The organism is Serratia proteamaculans, from assembly GCF_013337185.1.
GTDB lineage: Bacteria > Pseudomonadota > Gammaproteobacteria > Enterobacterales > Enterobacteriaceae > Serratia > Serratia proteamaculans_D.
The window spans coordinates 90,113-107,113 of record NZ_SWDE01000001.1; the positions used below are offsets into that span (position 1 = coordinate 90,113).

At 55.0% G+C, this 17,001-nt stretch carries 17 protein-coding genes; 11 read left to right on the forward strand and 6 right to left on the reverse strand.

Annotated features, from left to right (window positions below):
* Positions 1 to 25: 25 nt before the first annotated feature.
* Positions 26 to 598: a hydrolase gene (locus FCL49_RS00485; RefSeq protein ID WP_174351987.1), complete on the reverse strand. Its 573-nt coding sequence runs from the start codon at positions 596 to 598 to the stop codon at positions 26 to 28.
* Between the two features lie 241 nt (positions 599 to 839).
* Here FCL49_RS00485 and FCL49_RS00490 point away from each other — a divergent pair, with 241 nt between their 5' ends.
* The 7 genes from FCL49_RS00490 to ruvB all read left to right on the forward strand — a co-directional run bounded on the left by FCL49_RS00490 (position 840) and on the right by ruvB (position 6,458).
* On the forward strand, positions 840 to 1,031 hold the full coding sequence (locus FCL49_RS00490; protein ID WP_012145506.1) for an FmdB family zinc ribbon protein: 192 nt from the start codon (positions 840 to 842) through the stop codon (positions 1,029 to 1,031).
* Positions 1,032 to 1,114: 83 nt separating this feature from the next.
* Positions 1,115 to 2,905: an aspartate--tRNA ligase gene (aspS, locus tag FCL49_RS00495; protein WP_174351988.1), complete on the forward strand. Its 1,791-nt coding sequence runs from the start codon at positions 1,115 to 1,117 to the stop codon at positions 2,903 to 2,905.
* Positions 2,905 to 3,351, forward strand: coding sequence for a dihydroneopterin triphosphate diphosphatase (nudB, locus tag FCL49_RS00500; RefSeq protein ID WP_099064270.1), 447 nt, complete (start codon positions 2,905 to 2,907; stop codon positions 3,349 to 3,351). The genes aspS and nudB overlap by 1 nt, the downstream gene beginning before the upstream one ends.
* Before the next feature lie 19 nt (positions 3,352 to 3,370).
* Positions 3,371 to 4,114, forward strand: a complete 744-nt coding sequence (locus FCL49_RS00505) for a YebC/PmpR family DNA-binding transcriptional regulator (RefSeq protein WP_174351989.1) — start codon at positions 3,371 to 3,373, stop codon at positions 4,112 to 4,114.
* Positions 4,115 to 4,187: 73 nt separating this feature from the next.
* Positions 4,188 to 4,709: a crossover junction endodeoxyribonuclease RuvC gene (gene ruvC, locus FCL49_RS00510; RefSeq protein ID WP_135316882.1), complete on the forward strand. Its 522-nt coding sequence runs from the start codon at positions 4,188 to 4,190 to the stop codon at positions 4,707 to 4,709.
* Positions 4,710 to 4,821: 112 nt separating this feature from the next.
* Positions 4,822 to 5,433: a Holliday junction branch migration protein RuvA gene (gene ruvA, locus FCL49_RS00515; RefSeq protein WP_174351990.1), complete on the forward strand. Its 612-nt coding sequence runs from the start codon at positions 4,822 to 4,824 to the stop codon at positions 5,431 to 5,433.
* 20 nt (positions 5,434 to 5,453) lie between these two features.
* Positions 5,454 to 6,458: a Holliday junction branch migration DNA helicase RuvB gene (gene ruvB, locus FCL49_RS00520; RefSeq protein WP_012145500.1), complete on the forward strand. Its 1,005-nt coding sequence runs from the start codon at positions 5,454 to 5,456 to the stop codon at positions 6,456 to 6,458.
* Positions 6,459 to 6,531: 73 nt separating this feature from the next.
* Here the strand turns inward: ruvB and znuB are convergent, their stop codons facing one another.
* Positions 6,532 to 7,317, reverse strand: coding sequence for a zinc ABC transporter permease subunit ZnuB (znuB, locus tag FCL49_RS00525; RefSeq protein ID WP_174351991.1), 786 nt, complete (start codon positions 7,315 to 7,317; stop codon positions 6,532 to 6,534).
* A complete protein-coding gene (gene znuC, locus FCL49_RS00530) occupies positions 7,314 to 8,072 on the reverse strand; it encodes a zinc ABC transporter ATP-binding protein ZnuC (protein WP_012145498.1) in 759 nt (252 codons plus the stop codon). Before znuC ends, znuB begins: the two co-directional genes overlap by 4 nt.
* Positions 8,073 to 8,150: 78 nt before the next feature.
* On the opposite strand from znuC, the gene znuA reads away from it, so the two are divergent.
* From znuA to lpxM, 3 genes are all read left to right on the forward strand, one after another.
* The gene (gene znuA, locus FCL49_RS00535) at positions 8,151 to 9,116 is read left to right on the forward strand and encodes a zinc ABC transporter substrate-binding protein ZnuA (protein WP_174351992.1); all 966 of its coding nucleotides are present in this window, start codon (positions 8,151 to 8,153) and stop codon (positions 9,114 to 9,116) included.
* Positions 9,117 to 9,137: 21 nt separating this feature from the next.
* On the forward strand, positions 9,138 to 10,460 hold the full coding sequence (gene mepM / locus FCL49_RS00540; protein ID WP_012145496.1) for a murein DD-endopeptidase MepM: 1,323 nt from the start codon (positions 9,138 to 9,140) through the stop codon (positions 10,458 to 10,460).
* Positions 10,461 to 10,605: 145 nt separating this feature from the next.
* Complete coding sequence (gene lpxM / locus FCL49_RS00545; RefSeq protein WP_174351993.1) at positions 10,606 to 11,574, forward strand: lauroyl-Kdo(2)-lipid IV(A) myristoyltransferase; 969 nt, start codon at positions 10,606 to 10,608, stop codon at positions 11,572 to 11,574.
* 61 nt (positions 11,575 to 11,635) lie between these two features.
* On the opposite strand, the gene FCL49_RS00550 is transcribed toward lpxM, so the two are convergent.
* The 3 genes from FCL49_RS00550 to FCL49_RS00560 form a co-directional block, all read right to left on the reverse strand.
* Entirely contained in the window at positions 11,636 to 12,520 is an 885-nt protein-coding gene (locus FCL49_RS00550) for a leucine-rich repeat domain-containing protein (protein WP_174351994.1), read from the reverse strand.
* A gap of 105 nt (positions 12,521 to 12,625) precedes the next feature.
* Positions 12,626 to 14,068: a pyruvate kinase gene (pyk, locus tag FCL49_RS00555; RefSeq protein ID WP_012145494.1), complete on the reverse strand. Its 1,443-nt coding sequence runs from the start codon at positions 14,066 to 14,068 to the stop codon at positions 12,626 to 12,628.
* A gap of 187 nt (positions 14,069 to 14,255) precedes the next feature.
* Positions 14,256 to 15,128 (reverse strand): MurR/RpiR family transcriptional regulator, encoded by an 873-nt coding sequence (locus tag FCL49_RS00560; RefSeq protein WP_012145493.1) that lies wholly within the window; start codon positions 15,126 to 15,128, stop codon positions 14,256 to 14,258.
* A 352-nt stretch (positions 15,129 to 15,480) separates the two neighbouring features.
* Between FCL49_RS00560 and zwf the strand changes: the two genes are divergently transcribed.
* Positions 15,481 to 16,956, forward strand: a complete 1,476-nt coding sequence (gene zwf / locus FCL49_RS00565) for a glucose-6-phosphate dehydrogenase (RefSeq protein WP_135316875.1) — start codon at positions 15,481 to 15,483, stop codon at positions 16,954 to 16,956.
* Positions 16,957 to 17,001 lie beyond the last annotated feature (45 nt).

A 17,001-nucleotide genomic window follows, 5' to 3' on the forward strand; every position in this document is an offset into this window, starting at 1 on the left:
TATGCGGCGCCCCTACAACTTAACGTTACTCGCCGATGGCGGCAAGAATTTCACGGGTGCTGCGAACGCGCGCCAGACGCGGGAAGATGTTGTTGAAAGCAAACTGGTGCATTTCAGCGTTGGGTGCGCTGCACAGGTCTTCGGCGATCACCAACTCGTAGCCGTGCTCCCAGGCGGCCCGGGCGGTCGATTCCACGCCAATGTTGGTGGCAATACCCCCCAGTACGATGGATTTAATGCCGCGGCGACGCAGTTGCAGGTCAAGATCGGTGCCGTAAAATGCGCCCCATTGTCGCTTGGTCACCAGGATATCGCTGTCGCTAACCGCCAGCGACTCGGGGAACTCCCACCAGTTGGCAGGCAACTCACCGGCTGGGGAGGGTTGATCTACCGGTTGTTTCAGCGCTTCGGCAAAGGAATCTGACCAGCCGACGCGCACGAGGACAACCGGCGCACCCAGCGAACGAAAGTGGGCTGCCAACTGTGCACCATGGGCAACCACGCTCTCGGCGCTGTGTGGCCCACCGGCGTAAGGCAGAATACCCTTTTGCAAATCAATCAATACCAGGGCCGTAGTTTGAGCATCAAGTTTTAACATGGGAATATCTCGTTACGAGGTGGATGAAATACGCGCAGGTGAGCTGGCGCGCTAAACAGGGGTAGATTCAGGCTACGTGAAAAAAGCGTCACGGGTTAATGGGAAATTTGTTAATCAATGTGTTATTTCGGGCAAAAACACGTCATTTAGTGCTGTAACAAAGCTGTGTTCGCACTTATCTGTCGCATGAATTTCCTTTATAATGATCGCCTTTTTTCAACACACTTTACTCCGACGACCTATGCCGATTTATGAATATGCATGTGGTGCTTGCAGCCTTCGGTTAGAGAAACTGCAAAAATTTTCCGATGCGCCGCTGACAGATTGTCCGGCGTGTGGGCAGCCCGCGTTAACCAAGCTGATTTCGTCCACCGGTTTCCAGTTAAAGGGTACGGGTTGGTATGCAACAGACTTCAAACCGGGTAATAAGTAGAGTTCATCAGAAATTATCAGAAAACAGCCGCGTGGCAGGCGCTAAAGCCCGCGCGGCATCGGCTTAAGCCAAAAGGATAGCGTATGCGTACTGAATATTGCGGGCAGTTGAATCTGTCTCACGTGGGCCAGGAAGTCACTTTGTGTGGTTGGGTCAACCGTCGTCGCGATCTGGGCGGCCTGATCTTTATTGATATGCGCGACCGCGAAGGCATCGTGCAGGTGTTTTTCGATCCGGACCAGAAGGCCGCGTTCGATAAGGCGTACGACCTGCGCAATGAATTCTGCATCCAGATCGTCGGCACCGTGCGTGCTCGTCCGGACAGCCAGATCAATAAAGATATGGCCACCGGCGAAGTGGAAGTGTTCGCCCACGCTCTGGAGATCATCAACCGTTCCGAGCCTCTGCCGCTGGATTCCAACCAGGTCAACAGCGAAGAAGCGCGCCTGAAATATCGCTACCTGGATCTGCGTCGTCCTGAAATGGCCGACCGCCTGAAAACCCGCGCCAAAATCACCAGCTTCGTGCGCCGCTTTATGGACAGCCACGGCTTCCTCGATATCGAAACGCCGATGTTGACCAAAGCCACGCCGGAAGGTGCCCGTGACTACCTGGTACCGAGCCGCGTACATAAAGGCAAATTCTATGCGTTGCCGCAGTCACCACAGCTGTTCAAGCAGTTGCTGATGATGTCCGGTTTCGATCGCTACTATCAAATCGTTAAATGCTTCCGCGACGAAGACCTGCGTGCTGACCGTCAGCCTGAATTTACCCAGATCGACGTGGAAACCTCTTTCATGACCGCCGAACAGGTGCGTGAAGTGATGGAGAAACTGGCGCGTGAACTGTGGCTGGACGTGAAGAATGTGGATCTGGGTGATTTCCCGATCATGACCTTCGAAGAAGCGATGCGCCGCTACGGCTCGGACAAACCGGATCTGCGTAACCCGCTGGAACTGGTGGACGTTGCCGACCTGGTGAAAGATGTCGAGTTCAAAGTGTTCTCCGGCCCGGCTAACGATGCCAAAGGCCGCGTAGCCGCGATTTGCGTTCCGGGCGGCGCGCAGCTGACCCGTAAACTGATCGACGAATACGGCGCTTTCGTTAACATCTATGGCGCCAAAGGCCTGGCCTGGCTGAAGGTCAATGACCGTGCAGCCGGCATGGAAGGCGTACAAAGCCCGATCGCCAAATTCCTCAGCGCGGAGGTGCTGGAAGCAGTCCTGGCGCGTACTAACGCGCAGTCCGGCGACATCCTGTTCTTCGGCGCCGACAGCTTCAAGATTGTGACCGATGCGATGGGCGCGCTGCGTCTGAAACTGGGCCGTGACTTGCAACTGACCAAACTCGACAGCTGGGCACCGCTGTGGGTGGTCGACTTCCCAATGTTCGAAGAAGACGGTGAAGGCGGCCTGGCAGCGATGCACCATCCGTTCACCGCTCCACGCGACATGAGCCCGGAAGAGCTGGCAGCAACGCCAACCGCGGCCATTGCCAACGCTTACGACATGGTTATCAATGGCTATGAAGTGGGCGGCGGTTCAGTACGTATTCACCGCAGCGAAATGCAGCAGACGGTATTTAGCATCCTCGGTATTAACGAGCACGAACAACGCGAGAAGTTTGGCTTCCTGCTGGACGCGCTGAAGTACGGCACGCCGCCACACGCCGGCCTGGCTTTTGGCCTGGATCGTCTGGTAATGCTGCTGACCGGTACCGACAACATTCGTGACGTCATCGCCTTCCCGAAAACTACCGCGGCTGCCTGTCTGATGACCGAAGCGCCGAGCTTCGCCAACCCGGCGTCGCTGCAGGAGTTGGGGATTTGTGTGGTGAAGAAAGCGGCCGACGATTCAAAGCTAGAGAACGTTTAATGAACTACAAGCGACCCGAGTCTATTCTGGTAGTGATTTATGCCATCTCCAGTGGCCGGGTGCTGATGTTACAGCGGCGCGATGATACTGAATTCTGGCAGTCGGTGACCGGCAGCCTGGAGGAAGATGAGTCGCCGCCGCATGCCGCCCGGCGTGAGGTCATGGAAGAAGTCGGCATCGATATCGAAGCAGAGAATCTGCCGTTGTTCGATTGCCAGCGCTGTGTGGAGTTTGAACTCTTTGTCCATTTGCGACATCGCTATGCCCCGGGAACCACGCGCAATAAAGAGCATTGGTTCTGTCTGGCTTTGCCTGAAGAGCGCGATCCGGTGATTACCGAACATCACGCCTACCAGTGGCTTGAGGCGGCGCAGGCCGTGAAGTTGACCAAGTCCTGGAGCAATCAGCAGGCGATTGAAGAGTTTGTGATTAATTCAGTCCAGTAATTTTTTTCGGAGATTTTTTATGGCAGGTCATAGTAAGTGGGCCAACACCAAGCACCGCAAGGCAGCGCAGGATTCCAAGCGCGGTAAAATTTTCACCAAAATTATTCGCGAGCTGGTGACCGCCGCGAAACTGGGCGGTGGCGATCCGGGTGCTAACCCGCGTCTGCGTGCGGCGGTTGACAAGGCGCTGTCCAACAACATGACGCGCGACACCCTGAACCGTGCCATTGCGCGCGGCGTGGGCGGTGATGATGATTCCAACATGGAAACCATCATTTATGAAGGCTACGGCCCGGGCGGCACTGCCGTCATGATCGAATGCCTGAGTGACAACCGTAACCGTACCGTGGCCGAAGTGCGTCATGCCTTCACCAAATGTGGCGGTAACCTGGGTACCGACGGTTCCGTAGCTTACCTGTTCACCAAGAAGGGCGTCATCACTTACGCACCGGGCCTGGATGAAGACGTGGTGATGGAAGCGGCGCTGGAAGCCGGTGCCGAAGATATCGTCAGCTACGACGACGGTGTCATCGACGTATTCACCGCCTGGGAAAACCTCGGCGAAGTGAAAGATGCCCTGACCGCTGCGGGTTTCACTGCCGACTCGGCAGAGGTTTCCATGATCCCATCGACCAAGGCCGATATGGATGAGGAAACCGCGCCTAAGCTGTTGCGCCTGATCGACATGCTGGAAGACTGCGACGACGTGCAGGAGGTTTACCACAACGGTGAGATCTCCGACGAAGTTGCAGCAACGCTGTAATCGGCTTGAAGTACGGCGCTGCCTGGTGGCAGCGCCTGGCGAAGTTAATGCTTAACGCAAGGTGGGTGTAGGGATGACGATCATTCTCGGTATCGATCCCGGATCGCGCATCACCGGTTACGGCCTTATTCGCCAGCAGGGCCGTCAGTTGACCTATGTGGCCAGCGGCTGTATCCGCACCGTGGTGGATGACATGCCGACGCGTCTGAAGCTGATTTATGCGGGCGTGAGCGAAATTATCACCCAGTTCAAACCGGACTTTTTTGCCATCGAACAGGTGTTCATGGCGAAGAACCCGGATTCGGCGCTCAAGCTAGGGCAGGCGCGCGGCGTGGCCATTGTCGCTGCCGTGAACCAGGATTTGGAAGTGTTTGAGTATGCGGCACGCCAGGTGAAACAAACGGTGGTCGGTACCGGCGCGGCAGAAAAAGCCCAGGTGCAGCACATGGTGCGCTCCTTGCTGAAGCTGTCGGCCAATCCTCAGGCTGACGCCGCCGATGCGCTGGCCATCGCCATTACCCACTGCCATCTCAGCCAAAACGTGTTGCGGATGAGTGAAGGGCGATTGAACCTGGCGCGTGGGCGTTTAAAGTAGCGCTTGATCGGTGATACCTTAGGCTGGATATTCATCCAGCCTTTTTTATGTTATAAGCTTTACCAGCACGGCATGACAGCAGGTCATGCTCATGAATTTTGCAGGAGGGTAAATGATAGGTCGTCTCAGAGGAGTTATTCTGGAAAAGCAGCCGCCGCTGGTGTTACTGGAGGCAAACGGTGTGGGCTATGAAGTGCATATGCCGATGACCTGCTTTTATGAGCTGCCGGAACTGGGGCAAGAGGCTATCGTGTTTACCCAATTCGTGGTGCGCGAAGATGCACAATTGCTGTACGGCTTTAATGATAAACAGGAGCGTGCGCTGTTCCGCGAGTTGATCAAAGTCAACGGCGTAGGGCCGAAGCTGGCGCTGGCTATTTTGTCCGGGATGTCGGCGCAACAGTTTGTCAGTGCGGTAGAACGTGAAGAAATTACCACGCTGGTGAAATTGCCGGGTGTCGGTAAGAAAACCGCTGAACGCCTGGTGGTTGAAATGAAAGACCGCTTCAAAGGGCTTAATGGCGATCTGTTCAACAACAGCAGTGAAATTGCGCTGCCAACCGCCGCACAAGCTGCCGAAGTGGATGCAGAAGCAGAAGCTGCCTCTGCACTGGTGGCATTGGGATACAAACCGCAGGAAGCCAGCCGTATGGTCAGCAAAATAGCCAAACCTGGCGCCGATTGCGAAACCCTGATCCGCGACGCGTTGCGCGCCGCGCTGTAAGCGCCGATAAGGGATAGAGAATGATTGAAGCCGATCGCCTGATTTCTGCCGAACCGATCAATGAAGAAGAAATTCTTGATCGCGCCATCCGGCCGAAGCTGCTGACGGAGTACGTCGGTCAGCCACATGTCCGCGAGCAGATGGAAATCTTTATTCAGGCGGCCAAGCAGCGTGGCGACGCGCTGGACCACCTGCTGATTTTCGGTCCGCCGGGGCTGGGTAAAACCACGCTGGCCAACATCGTTGCCAATGAAATGGGCGTTAACCTGCGTACCACTTCCGGGCCGGTATTGGAAAAGGCGGGCGATCTGGCGGCGATGCTGACCAACCTCGAGCCACATGACGTGCTGTTCATCGATGAAATCCACCGCCTCTCTCCGGTAGTAGAAGAAGTGCTGTACCCGGCGATGGAAGATTACCAACTGGATATCATGATCGGCGAAGGCCCGGCCGCTCGCTCGATCAAACTCGATTTGCCGCCGTTCACGCTGGTGGGCGCAACCACCCGTGCCGGTTCACTGACGTCGCCATTGCGTGACCGCTTCGGTATTGTGCAGCGTCTGGAGTTTTATCAGGTCGCCGATTTGCAGCATATCGTTTCACGCAGCGCTAATTGCCTGGGGCTGGATCTGTCGGAAGAGGGCGCCCATCAGGTAGCCCGTCGTGCGCGCGGCACACCGCGTATTGCCAACCGTTTACTGCGCCGGGTGCGTGACTTTGCCGAAGTTCGCGCCAATGGCGTTATCAATGGCGAAGTGGCGATGCAGGCGCTGGATATGTTGAACGTCGATGCCGAAGGTTTTGACTATATGGACCGCAAGCTGCTGCTGGCGATTATCGACAAGTTCACCGGTGGGCCCGTTGGCCTGGATAACCTGGCAGCGGCGATTGGTGAGGAACGGGAAACTATCGAGGACGTTATCGAACCCTTCCTGATCCAGCAAGGTTTTATCCAGCGCACACCGCGTGGGCGCATGGCGACCAATCATGCCTATAAGCATTTTGGCATGGTGCGCGAAGAGTAAGACAACTCGGTGCATTAAAAAAGGGCCGCAATTGAATCAATTGCGGCCCTTTTGACATCGGTAGCTGCCGGGGTCAGGCTTGCTGCTTTTTGGACAAACTTAAAACAAACAGCACCGCGGCGCTCAAGACGACCGACGGACCGGCTGGGGTGTCGTAGAAGGCCGAAAAGGTCAGCCCGCCGGTTACGGCAAGCACACCCACCAGCACCGCGTATCCGGCCATTTGCTCCGGCGTGCGAGCAAAGCGACGTGCAGTCGCCGCAGGAATAATCAACAGTGAAGTTATGATCAGCGCACCGACGAATTTCATCGCCAGGCCGATGGTCAGGGCTGTCACCAGCATCAACACGGTGCGCGCGCGCACCAGATTAACACCGTCGACATGGGCCAGCTCCGGGCTGACGGTCATCGACAGCAGGTTGCGCCACTGCCACCACAGGATCAGCAGCACGACGGTCACGCCAATACCAATCATCCAGATATCGGTGAGGGTGACCGATAGCAGGTCGCCAAACAGGTAGGCCATCAGATCGACCCGCACGTTCGACATTAGCGCTACTACAACCAACCCTAATGAAAGTGCGCTGTGCGCCATAATGCCGAGCAGGGTATCAACGGAAAGCTGCGGGCGACGCTCCAGCCACACCAGCACCAGAGCCAACACCAGCGTCACGGCAATCACCGCATAGAAGGGATTGATATCCAGCAGCAGACCGAAAGCCACGCCAAGTAACGAGGCATGCGCCAGAGTATCGCCGAAATAGGACATCCGCCGCCAGACCACAAATGAGCCAAGCGGACCGGCGGCGCAGGCCAGCAGGACGCCGGCCAGCCAGCCGGGTAATAACAGTTCGATCATGCCTCACGGCCCCCGGTTTTCTTCAACACAATTCGTCCTTGCAGGTCGTGACGGTGGTTATGGTGGTGGCGATAGACCGCCAGTTGTTCCGCACCGCGATTGCCGAACATGGCGATAAATTCAGGATGCATCGAAACCACTTCCGGCGCGCCGGAACAGCAGATGTGTTGGTTGAGGCACAGCACTTCATCGGTTTTCGCCATCACCAGGTGCAGGTCATGGGACACCATCAATACCGCGCAGCCCAACTCTTTACGCAACTGGTCGATCAGGTCATACAGCGCCAGTTGGCCGTTAACATCAACCCCCTGGGTCGGTTCATCCAGCACCAGCAGCTGTGGCTTGTTCAGCAGCGCCCGAGCCAGCAATACGCGCTGGTTTTCACCCCCGGAAAGCTTTTGCATGGGTTGATCGAGTAGGTGGGCCGCCTGTACGCGCTTAAGCGCTGGCAGAATATCGGCCTTTTTGACACCGGGCTTCAGGCGCATAAAGCGGCTGACAGTCAGCGGCAGGGTGGCATCGAGGTGCAATTTTTGCGGCACATAGCCAATGCGCAGGCCAGGCTCGCGTTCCAGTGTTCCCTCGGTGGGCGCAATCAGCCCCAGCACCACTCGCACCAGCGTGGATTTGCCCGCGCCATTGGGGCCGAGCAGCGTCAGAATACGGCCCGGCTGCAGGCTGAGCGAAATATTCGACAGCACCTTGCGGTTACCAAAGGAGACGGAGATATTTTTTAGCGTTGTCAGTGTGGACATCTCATGATTACATTTTGCAGAACTAACCGAATGTTATAATATCACGCCTCGCTGATGAAAACGACGGGATTACAGATAATGGCACAGAAAAATAAATGGCTGCAGCGCACGTTGCTGGCCAGCGCATTGATGATGGCCGGGCCACTGAGCAGCGCGTCTGCGGCGGTGGTAACTTCTATACGGCCAGTGGGTTTTATCGCCGCGGCGATAGCCGATGGCGTGACGCCGACCGAAGTGCTATTGCCGGATGGCGCATCACCGCACGATTTCGCGCTGCGGCCTTCCGATATCCAGCGCCTGCGTGCCGCCGATCTGGTGGTGTGGGTGGGGCCGGATATGGAAGCTTTTCTGACCAAACCTTTAGTCTCCATATCGGCTAACCGCCAGGTTGCCATCAGTGAATTGAGTGGGGTGAAACCTCTGCTGATGAAGGGCGAAGACGACGATCACGACCATGAACACGGCCATGATCATGCAGCAGATACGCATAATCATGCTGAAAGTGACGAGGGGGATGGACACCATCACGGCGAATATAACATGCACGTTTGGCTGTCTCCGGAAGTGGCAAAAGTGACCGCGATCGCGATTCACGACAGGTTATTGGAACTTATGCCGCAAAATAAAGACAAATTAGACGCAAACCTGCGCCAGTTCGAGAATCTGCTGACGCAAACTGACAAAAATGTTGGTAACATGCTCAAGCCTGTGCAAGGCAAGGGATATTTTGTTTTTCATGATGCTTACGGCTATTTTGAGAAACATTTCGGTTTGAGCCCGCTGGGCCATTTCACCGTTAATCCCGAAATCCAGCCTGGGGCACAGCGCTTACACCAAATTCGAACACAGTTGGTTGAGCAGAAAGCAGTATGCGTTTTTGCTGAGCCACAATTCAGGCCGGCCGTAATCAATGCGGTTGCCAAGGGGACCAAAGTGCGTTCTGGAACGCTGGATCCGCTGGGCACCGGCATCGCACTGGGGAAAGACAGCTACGGGAACTTCCTGACACAGCTGTCAAACCAGTACGTGAGCTGCCTGAAGTAAAGATTATGAGGATAAAATCGAGTGCAGCAGATAGTCAAAACTATCGCTCTGGCGTATAACAACCTGCCACGGCCCCACCGCGTCATGCTGGGGTCGTTGACAGTGGTTACATTGGCCGTTGCCGTCTGGCGGCCTTTTGTTTATCACCCAGAACATAACCCCATCGTTAAGAGTATCGAATTAGAATCCAGCCAGTTACGATCCTTGCTGCCAGAAGCCAGTGAGCCGATCGATCTTGACCAAGCCACCCCCGATGATGACATCCCACAGGATGAGCTGGACCAAAAGGTCGCCGGCGAGGATGGAGTGCATGAATATGTGGTTTCCACTGGTGACACCCTGGGCAGTATCCTGACCCAATATGGCATCGATATGTCGGACGTCACCCTGCTGGCATCGCAGAACCGCGATCTGCGTAATCTGAAAATTGGTCAACAGCTGTCATGGACAGTGAATGATGCCGGTGACCTGCAGCGTTTGACCTGGGAAGTGTCCCGGCGTGAAACCCGCACTTACGATCGTACGGGCAACAGTTTTAAAGAAAGTCAGGAATCGCAACAGGGTGAATGGCGCAATAATGTGATCAGCGGCCGACTCAACGGCAGCTTTGTCACCAGCGCCGCTAACGCCGGCCTGAGCCGTGCTGAAATCAATGCGGTGATCAAAGCACTGCAGTGGCAGTTGGATTTCCGCAAACTGCGCAAGGGCGATCAATTCTCGGTATTAATGTCCCGCGAACACTTTGATGGCAAGAGTGCGCAGAGCCAGTTGCTGGGTGTGCGCATGCGCACCGGCGGTAAGGACTACTACGCTATTCGTGCCGAAGACGGTAAATTCTACGATCGTCAGGGTTCCGGTCTGGCGAAAGGCTTTATGCGTTTCCCAACCATGAAGCAATTCCGCATTTCCTCAAACTTCAACCCACGCCGGGTTAACCCGGTCACCGGGCGCATTGCGCCGCATAAAGGCGTCGACTTCGCGATGCCGGTTGGCACCCCGGTGCTGGCCGTGGGTGACGGTGAAGTACTGATCGCCAAACGCAGTGGCGCTGCGGGTAACTATGTGGCTATCCGTCATGGTCGCCAGTACACCACGCGTTATATGCATCTGAAAAAACTGTTGGTTAAGCCAGGTCAGAAAGTGAAACGCGGCGACCGTATTGCGTTGTCCGGCAACACCGGCCGCTCTACCGGCCCACATCTGCACTTTGAAATGTGGACAAACCAACAGGCCGTGAACCCATTGACGGCGAAACTGCCGCGCTCTGAAGGGCTGACCGGTAAAGATCGCAGTGATTATCTGGCGCAGGTGAAGGAAGTCACCCCGCAGCTGCAGCTGGATTAATCCCTTGTTCGGGCGCTGTGCGCCAGTGATACCATCGGCCTGATTTCGGGCCGATGTTGTTTTATATTGGCGCTTCGTCGTGGTTAATTGCAAAATCAACCATTGCAATTATGATTAGCCGAACCGCTAAGTTAAGAGCTTGTGCATGCAAAACGAAAAAAAATCTAACTCAGAGTTCATCCCGCAATTTCAGAAAGCCTTTTACCACCCGCGCTACTGGGGCGTTTGGCTGGGAACCGGGCTGATGGCCGGTATTTCATTGGTGCCTGCGCGCTTGCGCGATCCGGTGCTGGGTGCCGTTGGCAAGCTGGCCGGCAAGGTGGCTAAAGGTGCCCGACGTCGTGCGCGCATCAACCTGCTGTATTGCTTGCCGGAAGTGCCGGAAAACGAGCGTGAGCACATCATTGATGAGATGTTTGCCACCGCGCCGCAGTCGATGATCCTGATGGCCGAACTGGCCTGCACCAAACCGGAAAAAGTGTTGAAGCGCGTTCGCTGGCACGGTGAAGAGGTGCTGGATAAAATCCGTGAAGAAGGCCGTAACGTGATTTTCCTGGTGCCGCATGGCTGGGCGGTGGATGTTCCGGCGATGTTAATGGCGGCTCGCGGTCAGCCGATGGCGGCGATGTTCCACAATCAGAGCAACCCGTTGGTCGACTACCTGTGGAATACGGTGCGCCGTAAATTTGGTGGCCGGATGCATGCGCGCAATGACGGCATCAAGCCATTTATCAGTTCGGTGCGCCAGGGCTATTGGGGCTATTATCTGCCCGATCAGGATCACGGTGCTGAACACAGTGAATTCGTTGACTTCTTCGCCACCTATAAGGCGACGCTGCCGGCGGTGGGCCGCCTGATGAAAGTCTGCCGGGCGGCCATTGTGCCTTTGTTCCCGGTGTATGACGGCAAAACCAGTATGCTGGATGTTTATATTCGCCCGCCGATGGACGATTTGGCCACCGCCGATGACCACAGTATTGCGCGTCGGATGAATGAAGAGGTGGAGAATCTGGTGGGGCCGAACCCGGAACAGTACACCTGGATCCTCAAGCTGTTGAAAACGCGTAAAGAAGGTGAAATTGAACCTTATTCACGCGATGATTTATACCGCTAAGCGAGCGTTGCGTTTGCCTGGCGTCAGGGGCCAGTCATCTCAGGGTGACTGGCCCCTTGTGTTAAATATGTACCATGCAACCCTGAGCCATGAGCGGCTCCAGTACGGCGGGTATCTGAGCAAAGTTGTTCCAGCGCAGGTCTAACCGTCGCAGACGGGTCAATGCCGCCATGCTGTCAGGTAAGGTAGTCAGGCGGTTAGCGCGCAGGTCTAGCGTGCTCAGTGTCGTCAACTGGCCAAAGTCCGCCGGTAACTGCTGTAGCTGATTTGTACGCAGGTTGAGCTGAGTCAGGTTGGCCAACTGGCAGAATGCAGCCGGTAGCCGATTGATGGCGTTGTTTTCCAAATCCAGTACGGCCAGTTCAGACAGTTGAGCTATTTCATCCGGCAGCGTGGTCAGACGGTTTTTCATCAGATGCAGTTCCCGCAGTGCGGTCAACCGACCGAGGGTGGCAGGTAATGCACGAATCTGATTGTTGTACAGTCGCAGTTCTTGCAGATTACTGAGCTGCACAACAGCCGCCGGCAGTTCACTGAGCTGGTTATCCGTCACGTTCAGATAGCGTAATTTGTGCAATTTCCCCAGCTCAATGGGCAGGTCGCAAAAGGCGTTGTCGCTCAAATACAAATAGGTCAGTTCACGCAGTTCACCCAGGCTTGCAGGGACACTGGTGGCTTTATTGTGGCCACAATCCAGCATGGACAGCCGTTTAAGTTGACCAATTTCGTTCGGTAACCCGCTGAGTTGGTTGCAGGAGATATTCAATACCTGCAGGTCGCTATGCCGCAAAATTTGCATCGGGAACTGGCGAAGCCGATTGTCGTACAGACTGATTTTCAGCAGAGAGTTGCCCTGCAGACTGGCATCGTCCAGATTCTCCAGCCCCTGGCCGTCGAGATCCAGCGCTTGGGCATGGTGGTTTTGCTGTGGGTGTTGATGAAGCATCGGTGGCTCTCCATTTGCCGTAACGGCGACTGGAGCTGAGTTTATCAGGGGAGAGGGGGGAGCGTAAAAAATGCCGACCGCGTTAACGGCCGGCAGCAGTCTATTTTACTCGACGCGCAGGATACGGCTGGTATTGGTGGTACCCACGGTTTCCATCACGTCGCCCTGGGTGACGATCACCAGATCGCCAGAGACCAGGAAGCCTTTATCACGCAGGCGGTTAACCGCGTCATTGGCCGCGATAACGCCGTCATTATGGCTGTCGAAGTACACTGGCGTAACGCCGCGGTACAGCGCAGTCAGGTTCAAGGTGTGCTCATGGCGTGACATGGCGAAGATCGGCAGGCCGGAGCTGATACGTGACATCATCAGCGCGGTGCGGCCTGACTCGGTCATGGCGATCAGTGCGGTGACCCCTTTCAGGTGGTTGGCCGCGTACATTGAAGACATGGCAATGGCTTCTTCAATGTTGTCGAATTGCACGTCGAGACGGTGTTTGGAGACGTTGATGCTTGGGATTTTCTCTGCACCCAGACAAACGCGTGCCATAGCCGCCACGGTTTCTGCCGGGTACTGACCGGCCGCGGTTTCAGCAGACAGCATTACGGCGTCGGTACCATCCAGCACGGCGTTCGCCACGTCCATCACTTCGGCACGGGTAGGCATCGGGTTGGTGATCATCGACTCCATCATCTGGGTCGCGGTGATCACGGCACGGTTTAGCGTACGGGCACGGCGGATCAGTTTTTTCTGGATGCCGACCAGTTCCGGATCGCCGATTTCGACGCCTAAATCGCCACGAGCGACCATCACTACGTCGGAGGCCAGGATGATGTCATCCATGGCTTCGTCGCTGCAAACGGCTTCGGCACGTTCAACCTTGGACACGATCTTGGCGTTGCAGCCTGCATCGCGTGCCAGACGACGTGCGTAGTTCAAATCTTCGCCGGTACGCGGGAAGGAAACCGCCAGGTAGTCGACGCCGATTTTTGCCGCGGTGACGATATCGGCCTTGTCTTTCTCGGTCAGGGCTTCAGCAGACAGGCCGCCACCGAGTTTGTTGATGCCTTTGTTGTTGGACAGCGGGCCGCCAACGGTGACTTCGGTAAACACTTTCATGCCCTGAACTTCGAGCACTTTCAGCTGTACGCGGCCGTCATCGAGCAGCAGTACGTCGCCGGGTACCACGTCGGCAGGCAGGCCTTTATAGTCGATACCGACTTTTTCTTTATCGCCTTCGCCCTTGGACATGTTGGCATCAAGCAGGAATTTATCACCGATGTTAAGGAAGATTTTGCCCTCCTTAAAGGTGGAAACACGAATTTTCGGCCCTTGCAGGTCACCCAGAATAGCGACGTGGCGTCCCAACTTGGCAGCAATTTCGCGCACTTTGTCAGCGCGGATCTGGTGGTCTTCTGCAGTGCCGTGGGAAAAGTTAAGCCGAACTACGTTAGCGCCGGCGGCAATGATCTTTTCCAGATTATTGTCGCGGTCAGTAGCCGGACCCAGGGTGGTAACGATTTTGGTTCTTCTGAGCCGTCTGGACATGTATTACTCCGTTGACTGGTGAAGCAAATTATTGGTGTTGCGATAACGTCGGATAACGAAACCAGGAGCGAAATGTAATTTTACTACACTGATATTTCACCCGGGTTACCCGCATGAGCGTTTTATAGGGTACTGCCTCTAATGCTGCCGTCCAGATGACTTTGAACGACAGGTTTTTTCACATCGGTTACGAGTCGAAACTGTTGGGGATAACCACACCCTTATCAAAGCGCGATTCTTTCAACGCTTCCTTGACCCGCTTCAAGTTATCTCTGAATTTGGCCCCTCTACGCAAGGTAAATCCGGTGGCCAGCACGTCGATGAGCGTTAATTGTGCAATTCGCGATACCATCGGCATATAAACGTCGGTGTCTTCCGGGACATCGAGCAATAATGCCAGCGTGGCTTCATGAGCCAGTGGGGTATCACGTGAGGTAATGGCTATGACTGTGGCATCGTTTTCACGCGCCAGTTGCGCCATTTCCACCAGGTTCTTGGTGCGGCCGGTATGGGAGATGAGTACCACCACATCCCCCTCGCTGGAGTTCATGCATCCCATGCGTTGCATGACGATGTCATCGAAATAGACCACCGGAATATTGAAGCGGAAAAATTTGTTCATCGCGTCGTGGGCCACGGCTGCCGAGGCACCCAAACCGAAGAAAGAGATTTTTTTTGCCTGGGTAAGCAAGTCAACCGCACGATTGATTGCTGCAATATCCAAATTTGCCTTTACTGTATCAAGACTGGCCATCACGGATTCGAAAATTTTACCGGTATAGGAAGCAACGCTGTCATCTTCCTCCACGTTACGGTTTACGTACGGGGTGCCGTTGGCCAGGCTTTGGGCAAGATGCAGTTTAAAATCAGGAAAACCCTTGGTATCGAGACGGCGACAAAAGCGGTTGACGGTGGGCTCGCTAACGTCCGCCATCCTGGCCAGCGTCGCGATACTGGAGTGAATGGCGGTCTGCGGGGAGGCGAGGATCACCTCGGCGACTTTCCGTTCAGATTTGCTCAGCAGCTCCAGATGGCTCTGGATTTTTTCCAGCGTATTCATATAACGAGAGTCACTCATGGGTTTTGTCGATTTCAATCAAAGGAGAAATCAATGCCGGTTTAGTGAAAATATACTACGTGCTGGTAACCGTTGGCAGTGTCGACAGAGGGTATGCAGAGTTTTTTCATCAGAACATGACCTGTGTCTAACTTTCATAATGGTAAAAGAGCATCAAAAAAGACAGAAAATTACAGTTTTTGGTTCAGCCAGCGGCGTTTACTACCGATAGCGCTTAACACTGCAATTTTTGGGGCTTTTTTTCTACTTTTTATCCGGGTTTACTGGCCGTAGTCAAAGAGAGTACATTAGTAATGTAAGAAAATTACAAATATCCTGCAACGAGGAGATGAACATGGCGGTAACCTCTACAGCCCAGGCGTGTGACCTGGTTATTTTCGGCGCGAAAGGCGATTTGGCGCGTCGTAAGCTGTTGCCTTCCCTGTACCAGTTAGAGAAAGCCGGTCATATCCACCCGGATACCCGTATTATCGGCGTCGGCCGTGCCGAGTGGGATAAAGAAGCCTATATCAAGGTGGTCAAGGAAGCGCTTGGCACCTTTATGAAAGAAAAACTCGATGACGAACTTTGGGCCACGCTAAGTGCGCGCCTGGATTTCTGCAACCTGGATGTGAACGACAGCAAGAATTTTGCCAAATTGGGCAAAATGCTGGACCAGAAACATCGCACCACCATCAACTACTTTGCGATGCCGCCCAGCACTTTCGGCGCGATCTGCAAAGGGTTGGGTGAAGCCAAGCTGAACCACGAGCCGGCCCGCGTAGTGATGGAAAAACCTCTCGGTACCGATCTGGCGTCTTCGCGCGTGATCAACGATCAGGTGGCGGAGTATTTCAACGAGACTCAGGTTTACCGTATTGACCACTACCTGGGCAAAGAGACGGTATTGAACCTGCTGGCACTGCGTTTTGCCAACTCACTGTTTGCCTCCAACTGGGACAACCGTACCATCGACTCCGTGCAAATTACCGTAGCGGAAGAGGTGGGTATTGAAGGTCGTTGGGGTTACTTTGACCAGGCCGGCCAGATGCGCGACATGATCCAGAACCACCTGTTGCAAATTCTGACCATGATCGCCATGTCACCTCCGGCGGATCTGACCACCGACCGTATTCGTGATGAGAAAGTGAAGGTACTGCGCTCACTGCGTCGTATCAATCAGACCAATGTGCGCGAAACCACGGTGCGCGGCCAATATACTGCCGGTTTTGTGCAGGGCAAAAAGGTCCCTGGCTATTTGGAAGAGGAAGGGGCGAACAAAAGCAGCAACACCGAAACCTTCGTCTCTATCCGTGTCGATATCGATAACTGGCAGTGGGCCGGCGTGCCGTTTTACCTGCGTACCGGTAAGCGTTTGCCGACCAAATGCTCTGAAGTGGTGGTCTACTTCAAGAACCCACCGCTGAACCTGTTCAGCGATTCCTACCAGCAGCTGCCGCAGAACAAATTGACCATTCGTCTGCAGCCGGATGAAGGCATCGAGATCCAGGTGTTGAACAAGGTTCCTGGCCTGGATCACAAGCACCGCCTGCAAACCACCAAGCTGGATCTGAGTTTCTCGGAGACCTTCAACCAGGAGCACGTGGCAGACGCCTACGAGCGCCTCTTGCTGGAGACTATGCGTGGTATCCAGGCGCTGTTTGTGCGCCGTGACGAAGTGGAGGAAGCCTGGAAGTGGGTAGACTCCATCATGGATGCGTGGAAAGCGGATAACGAAGCGCCGAAGCCGTATCAGTCCGGTACCTGGGGTCCGGTAGCCTCGGTGGCGATGATCACCCGCGATGGCCGTTCCTGGAACGAGTTCGAATAACGACCCGGCCGGCAGTTTATCTGCCGGCATTTTTTTGCCCGCACG

Coding starts and splice junctions, on each gene's coding strand:
- FCL49_RS00485 (WP_174351987.1), bottom strand. CDS start 598: ATGTTAAAACTTGATGCTCAAACTACGGCCCTGGTATTGATTGATTTG.
- FCL49_RS00490 (WP_012145506.1), top strand. CDS start 840: ATGCCGATTTATGAATATGCATGTGGTGCTTGCAGCCTTCGGTTAGAG.
- aspS (WP_174351988.1), top strand. CDS start 1,115: ATGCGTACTGAATATTGCGGGCAGTTGAATCTGTCTCACGTGGGCCAG.
- nudB (WP_099064270.1), top strand. CDS start 2,905: ATGAACTACAAGCGACCCGAGTCTATTCTGGTAGTGATTTATGCCATC.
- FCL49_RS00505 (WP_174351989.1), top strand. CDS start 3,371: ATGGCAGGTCATAGTAAGTGGGCCAACACCAAGCACCGCAAGGCAGCG.
- ruvC (WP_135316882.1), top strand. CDS start 4,188: ATGACGATCATTCTCGGTATCGATCCCGGATCGCGCATCACCGGTTAC.
- ruvA (WP_174351990.1), top strand. CDS start 4,822: ATGATAGGTCGTCTCAGAGGAGTTATTCTGGAAAAGCAGCCGCCGCTG.
- ruvB (WP_012145500.1), top strand. CDS start 5,454: ATGATTGAAGCCGATCGCCTGATTTCTGCCGAACCGATCAATGAAGAA.
- znuB (WP_174351991.1), bottom strand. CDS start 7,317: ATGATCGAACTGTTATTACCCGGCTGGCTGGCCGGCGTCCTGCTGGCC.
- znuC (WP_012145498.1), bottom strand. CDS start 8,072: ATGTCCACACTGACAACGCTAAAAAATATCTCCGTCTCCTTTGGTAAC.
- znuA (WP_174351992.1), top strand. CDS start 8,151: ATGGCACAGAAAAATAAATGGCTGCAGCGCACGTTGCTGGCCAGCGCA.
- lpxM (WP_174351993.1), top strand. CDS start 10,606: ATGCAAAACGAAAAAAAATCTAACTCAGAGTTCATCCCGCAATTTCAG.
- FCL49_RS00550 (WP_174351994.1), bottom strand. CDS start 12,520: ATGCTTCATCAACACCCACAGCAAAACCACCATGCCCAAGCGCTGGAT.
- pyk (WP_012145494.1), bottom strand. CDS start 14,068: ATGTCCAGACGGCTCAGAAGAACCAAAATCGTTACCACCCTGGGTCCG.
- FCL49_RS00560 (WP_012145493.1), bottom strand. CDS start 15,128: ATGAATACGCTGGAAAAAATCCAGAGCCATCTGGAGCTGCTGAGCAAA.
- zwf (WP_135316875.1), top strand. CDS start 15,481: ATGGCGGTAACCTCTACAGCCCAGGCGTGTGACCTGGTTATTTTCGGC.